The following is a 5,537-nucleotide window of genomic DNA, read 5'->3' as shown; positions in this document are numbered from 1 at the left end:
GCCTGCGCTGACGAGGGCCACGGGCCTACCCCTCGCGATGGCTCACGCGTTCGAACAGCTTCCTGTATTCGGACACGACGTCGGAAAATGTCCACTTGTTCGTGGTCCGGGCGAGGCGGTCGCTGATCTCGGCGATCTTCTGCGGGTTCGCTGCAATCTCGATGATGCTGCGCGTCAGCGCTTCCGGAGTCGCAGCGGTCAGCCACCCCGTCACACCGTGCTCGATCACTTCCGGCATGCCGCCGAAGTGGGTCCCGAGGATCGGCTTGCCCGCCGCGTTGGCGTCGGCCACCACGAGCGGACCCGGATCTTCCCAGATCGACGGCGCGATCACGACGTCGATTTGCCGGTAGAAATCATCGGGGGCGACGAACCCCATAAATTCGATGCGCGCATTCGGTGCCAGGGTTTTCAGACGCTGCTGCTCCTGGTCGCTGGCGCGGCCGGCGATCAGCAGCCGAACCCGGTCGCGCGGCACGGCGGCCATTGCCTGGATCAGATTGTCGACGCCTTTCTCTTCCGTGAGCCGGCCGATGAAGCCGAACGTGATGTCGGTGCTCGACCCGTTCCGCGCGTGGGGAGCGAGCGTTGCGGTCGACGCGTTGCGAATCACGGTGCGTATCGGCGTCTCCTCGAACATGCCGAGATCGGTGTGAATGGAGAGGACGCGCTGGCTTACGCCGACGACGGCGCTGAGCCGCCGGGTGGCCCGCTTGCGGTTGAATGTCAGGATTCCGCAACTCGTGCAGGTTTGCTCGCAGACGTGGCCCTTATTGAAACGCGAGCATCGCGGGCAGGTCAGATAATAGTCGTGCAGCGTGTGCACGACCGGGACTCCGTGCTCGGCGGCTACTTTCCAGATCGCGGTCGTCAGGCCGGATAGATTGTTCGAGTGCAGGACGTCAGGCTTGAAGGCACGGATCCGCTCCGCGATCGTCGGTGCGAGGCTGTTCCAGTCCTCCACGGCATGCCAGACGCTGCGCAGGGCAACGTTTTTCTGCTCCGTGAACGGCAGATAGATGTTTCGCACCGGTGCGGAATGCACATCGATGCCGTCGCATTCCTCAGGCGGTTGGTTCGGCTCGGACGCTGCGCGGACCACCTCGACCTCGTCGCCACGTTCCAGGAGACTTTCGGCAAATCGTCGCGCGAATATCTCTGCGCCGCCGACCAGCTTCGGCGCCCGCGGCGTTGGATAGAGTGACGAGGTCAAAAGCACTTTCATCTAGTCGGCCTTATCCAAGCATTGAGGCATCCGGGAGATCGTCCCGGATGGAAAAATGGCTGCACATCTTCGACGGCTTATCTGGCCGCTCGTATTTCCAGATCGGGTACGGCGTTACCGCGGGCTTCTATCAGAAGCGGAGTCGTTGAAACGGCCATCCAGACGCCCGCAGCCGGCTTTGGCGACTCATCGCAGGGATTTGCGAAGGTCGCGTCCGGTGCATCAACCTTTAGCCGTACTTCGTAACGCCGGTTCGGATCTTCCGACCAGACCGCGGCCTTGCCGCCAGCGGCGCTCGAAGCCTTGATCAGCACGACGTCGTTCGCAAGCTTTTTTCGCTCCGCCGCGAGAGTGGAGCGAATGAAGGACCAGGCGCCGCGCACGGCGCAGGCGGCGGGCTTGGGCGAATTGTCGAACTTGAACAGGCCGAAATTGTCTTCGAGCTCGGCTGGATTTTTCCCGCTGTCCTTGAGCTCGTAGATCCACATTCCCTTGAGCCAGGACGAGGCGGTAGAGGCCCACAATATCAGCTGGGCCGTATTGTCTGCCRCGGCCTGCTCACTGACCCCGCACTTGGCGGTTGCCGTGGTCCAGCCGGTTTCGGTCACGTAGATCGGAAAGTCCGGATCGCCGCTGGCCTGGGTGACGAGACGGCGAAAGGCATCGAGGCGATCGACGATCTCGGCGGCGTTGCGTTTGGCCGGCGTCATGCAGAAATTATAGAGGTGGACCGAAATGCCGTCGGCGTATTTCAGCACGCCGAGTTGCAGGATGCTTTGGGTCCAGGCCCAGCCTGCATCGTCCCCGATGGCGCCGACAATGAACGCAGCATTCGGCGCCACACGTTTGACGGCGGGCCGCGCCGCTTTGGCCAATTCCAGATAGTTTTCGGCGGAGAACGCCGGATTTTTCCTGGTCGACAGATTCCATTCATTCCACAGTTCGAACAGCGGGTGCTGCGCGGCAACCGATTGTGCCGCCGCCGCCGCGTAATCGGCAAATCGCAGCCGGGCTTCGTCGGTCGTCGGCGGGAAGGAATTTGGGACCAGGTGATGGCCGAATGCGAGGATGAGCATTGGCCTTGCGACACCGGACTTGATCTGTGTTTCCAGCCTGCCCGATTGGGCCGTGAATCCCATCCTGCGGCCCGGCAATTCGAAATCCGACCACGGAAAGTCATCGCGGAATGCGTTCAGGCCGAGTTGCTTGATCTGTCCGATGCTGATGGCGGGCACATAGCCGCGCGAACTCACCGGGCCGCCTAATCCCTGGTGCGTACCGACTCCCAGCAGGAACCGTTCCTCCAGCGGCCGCGCATTCTGCGCCTGCGCGGAATGCGGAACCAGGCTGATCGCGGCAATGGTCGCGACAATCCAGCATCCGCGGATCCATTGGCCGCCCGGCCTGAGCGTTTTCACAATCGTATTCATCTCGTCTGACAACGCTGGAGGAGGGCTTCGGGGGCCCGGAGAATTCACCTTTCCGTCGTGCTGGATACTTGTGTCAGAAATCAGCCGATCGCTGCCCGCGTTACCTTGAAACGATCGAGCTGATGTTGTCCGCGTTGGTGGTTGCCGCGTTCAGCGGGGTCATGAGCTTGATGAATTCGGTCGACGGCGATTCCGCCACCGAAATCACGTCGTGATCGCGCATCCTGAACGTATCCGCCTGGAACCAGCCGTCGGGCTTGCTCATGTCGAACTTGTAGACGGCGGGCACGGTCTTGGTCGGGAACTGGGAGACGTCGACGCCGATCTGCTGCAGCAGCGGCTTCGGCTCGAAGCGATAGACGTAGATCGACTTGGAATCGGCGCGGGCGCTATCGAGACCGCCGGCCTTCGCCAGCGCTTCCGCCAGTGACATGTTGTCGTTCTCGAAGGTGAAGCGGCGGTTGTTGGTGCCGCCGATCGATCCCGGCGACGGCGTCGAGCCGAACGCCATGTACACCCTGGGAATGCGGGTCAGGAAGACGACGTCGCCCGGCGCGAGCAGGACGTCCTCGCTAGGATTATGCACCACCGTGGACATCGTCTCATTGTAGGTGCGGCCTTCGCGCTTGATCGTGATCGTGCTCTCGTAGGAGGGATATTTCGGGCCGCCGGCGCGCGCGATCGCGCCCATCAGGCGAATGCCGCCCGGGTCGACCGGAAAGCGCTGTGGCGAGTTGACTTCGCCGAGCACGCTGATCTGGTTGCCGCGCTGCTCGGCCACGCTCACGACCGCCTGCGGATCGATGGCGCGGTCCTTGAGGCGCTCGCGGATGATGTTCGACACGGCGCGCGGCGTCAGCCCGGCCACCTTGATCGATCCGGCGTAGGGGATGTTGATGTTGCCGGACTGGTCGACCTGCTGRCGCGGAATGTCGACGAAGTTGCCCGGGCGCACGCCCGCTTCGCGCGGAATGAACAGGCCGCCCGCTTGCGCTTCGTAGACGGTCACGATGACGATATCGCCGATGCCGATCGTGACGTCGCGATAATTGCCGCCGGGGAGGCGGGAGAAGACCTTTCCGGCGGAGTCCGTGAAGCCGTTGGTCGCCTGGAGGATCGCCGGATTGACCGGCATCAGGGCATAGGCAAGCGGTGCGGTCGGCTCGGTGACGAGCGCGGCATTCGTTTGCGTGGCAACCGCATCCGGAGCGTCCAAGGGAATGAATCCCGCGCAACCCGCCAAGGAGACGCAGATCGCCGCGACCGCCACGATTCGGCTAATCCCGAAATCAAAATTCACACGGTCGGTTTCAGCCACTGGAATTCCCTCGTACTCATCTAAAATCGGAATCACCGTACAAATCCCGTACTGCGGAGTCACTGCTACGTCTTCGACTTTATGGTAAAGCACTTATGCCTGTGACCTTATTGCAACTTGTGAACCGAGATACACGGCAGAATCGCTGTGCAAAATTTGTGCGCGGCGTCCTCTTTTATAAGCAGTTCGCAAACTAGACATACACGTGTCCGATCGTTGTCACGATTGAGGCTGCGGCTGAACTAGTGAGCAGCGCGCGGAGATGGAATTGCATCGTCGCGAGATGAGATCGCCTAAACTTCAAGTCTTGGATTCGATTCTGAGTGACCCTGCGTTGTGTTTTCGTCGTCCTGCGGCGGGCATTGAGCCTGAGCGGACGCCCTCGCCGGGTCATCGCACCGATCTTTCTGCGGCGGGATTCCACCTCCGTTAACGCTTAGATTCGGAAGCTGGCCTTACGCTGGCGTTTGTAAGGTCTTCCTAATCCTGATCGGCCTAGTTGTCGGTCAAACCAAAAGGGAAGGCGAAGAATGTTGCACACCGGATCACTGCTGTTCGCAGCTGGCTTTCTCACCTGCGCGATGATAGTTGCCTCCGCAATTGCGTGGTCGTTCTCCGACAACCGTGTGAATGACGGCGAGTTCGCGCAGGGCGATGCCCGCCGGATGGCTTGATCGCGCGGTCGCTACGACCGCAGATTGTTCGGGAAGTCGGATTGCAGCTTCGCCTGCTGCCCGGATTCGCTTGTCCGCACGAGCAGGACGTCGGCATAGACCTGGCTCAGGGTACGGTGCGTCTGYTCGATGTCGTAGAGGCGGCTGAAGCGCTCATATCCGGCCCGGCCGACCGCAAGCAGATCCAGCCGGGCTGCGCGTTGAAAACCCTCAACCAGCTTTTCCGCCGAGACCTCGTCGCACAGCACGCCCGTCGTATTGTCTTCGACGATTTCCGGCAGGGCGCCGATGCGGAAGGCGATGATCGGCTTGGCCGCCCGCATGGCCTCGATCGCGACCAGGCCGAACGCCTCCCAGCGTGACGGAATTGCGACCATGTCGGCCTGGTCGAGCTCGGCCTCGATCTGGTTGCGATTCATCCAGCCCAGGAAGGAAACGTTGTCCGGCAGGTCGCTTCGGTGGAATTTGCTGACGACTGAAGCGCCGATCAGGCGCACATCCAGCGTGTCTCCGAGCGCGCGGGCCGCCTCGATGAGGAGGTCATACCCCTTCTGGCGGTCGAGGCGCCCGATGAAGAGAACCTTGATCTTCTCCGACTGCCAAGGCGCTGCGCGCGTGCCGAGCACGGGCCGCTGTTTGGAAATCCCGTTGTGCACAAGAACGAGGCGGTTCGCCGCGATTCCGACCTGCATGGCATCGGTCCGCTCGCTTTCCGAGATACACACGATGCGATGGGTGAATTTCGACAGCACGAGCTCGGTGAACTTCGTGACTTCGCGGCTGAGGCGGCCGGTCTCGCGGCCGAAGGCCCATCCGTGCGGGCAATAGACGATGCGCGAACGCCGATAGGTCAGCCAGAGCACCGGGCGCACCACGAGCCCGGCGAAGGA

The 5,537-nt window shown here is 62.0% G+C and carries 5 protein-coding genes; 1 reads left to right on the top strand and 4 read right to left on the bottom strand.

Annotation, left to right across the window (positions count from 1 at the left end; genetic code table 11):
* Positions 1-25: 25 nt before the first annotated feature.
* The 3 genes from AC1D00_RS24440 to AC1D00_RS24430 form a co-directional block, all read right to left on the bottom strand.
* Positions 26-1,225, bottom strand: a complete 1,200-nt coding sequence (locus AC1D00_RS24440; RefSeq protein WP_477012415.1) for a glycosyltransferase family 4 protein — start codon at positions 1,223-1,225, stop codon at positions 26-28.
* A 77-nt stretch (positions 1,226-1,302) separates the two neighbouring features.
* Positions 1,303-2,667 carry a cellulase family glycosylhydrolase gene (locus AC1D00_RS24435; RefSeq protein ID WP_477012414.1) on the bottom strand — a complete coding sequence of 455 codons (1,365 nt, stop codon included), beginning with the start codon at positions 2,665-2,667 and terminating at the stop codon, positions 1,303-1,305.
* Positions 2,668-2,755: 88 nt separating this feature from the next.
* Positions 2,756-3,871 (bottom strand): polysaccharide biosynthesis/export family protein, encoded by a 1,116-nt coding sequence (locus tag AC1D00_RS24430; RefSeq protein WP_477012413.1) that lies wholly within the window; start codon positions 3,869-3,871, stop codon positions 2,756-2,758.
* Positions 3,872-4,503: 632 nt separating this feature from the next.
* Here AC1D00_RS24430 and AC1D00_RS24425 point away from each other — a divergent pair.
* Complete coding sequence (locus AC1D00_RS24425; RefSeq protein ID WP_477012412.1) at positions 4,504-4,647, top strand: hypothetical protein; 144 nt, start codon at positions 4,504-4,506, stop codon at positions 4,645-4,647.
* Positions 4,648-4,658: 11 nt separating this feature from the next.
* Here AC1D00_RS24425 and AC1D00_RS24420 read toward each other — a convergent pair.
* On the bottom strand, positions 4,659-5,537 hold an 879-nt coding region (locus AC1D00_RS24420), incomplete at its 5' end, for a glycosyltransferase family 4 protein (protein ID WP_477012411.1).

The organism is Bradyrhizobium sp. P2_E8 (assembly GCF_056403875.1).
This window is presented reverse-complemented; position numbering and strand designations above follow the sequence as displayed.

Excerpts from the sequence above, each read along its gene's own strand:
- AC1D00_RS24440 (WP_477012415.1), bottom strand. The coding sequence starts at position 1,225 with ATGAAAGTGCTTTTGACCTCGTCACTCTATCCAACGCCGCGGGCGCCG.
- AC1D00_RS24425 (WP_477012412.1), top strand. The coding sequence starts at position 4,504 with ATGTTGCACACCGGATCACTGCTGTTCGCAGCTGGCTTTCTCACCTGC.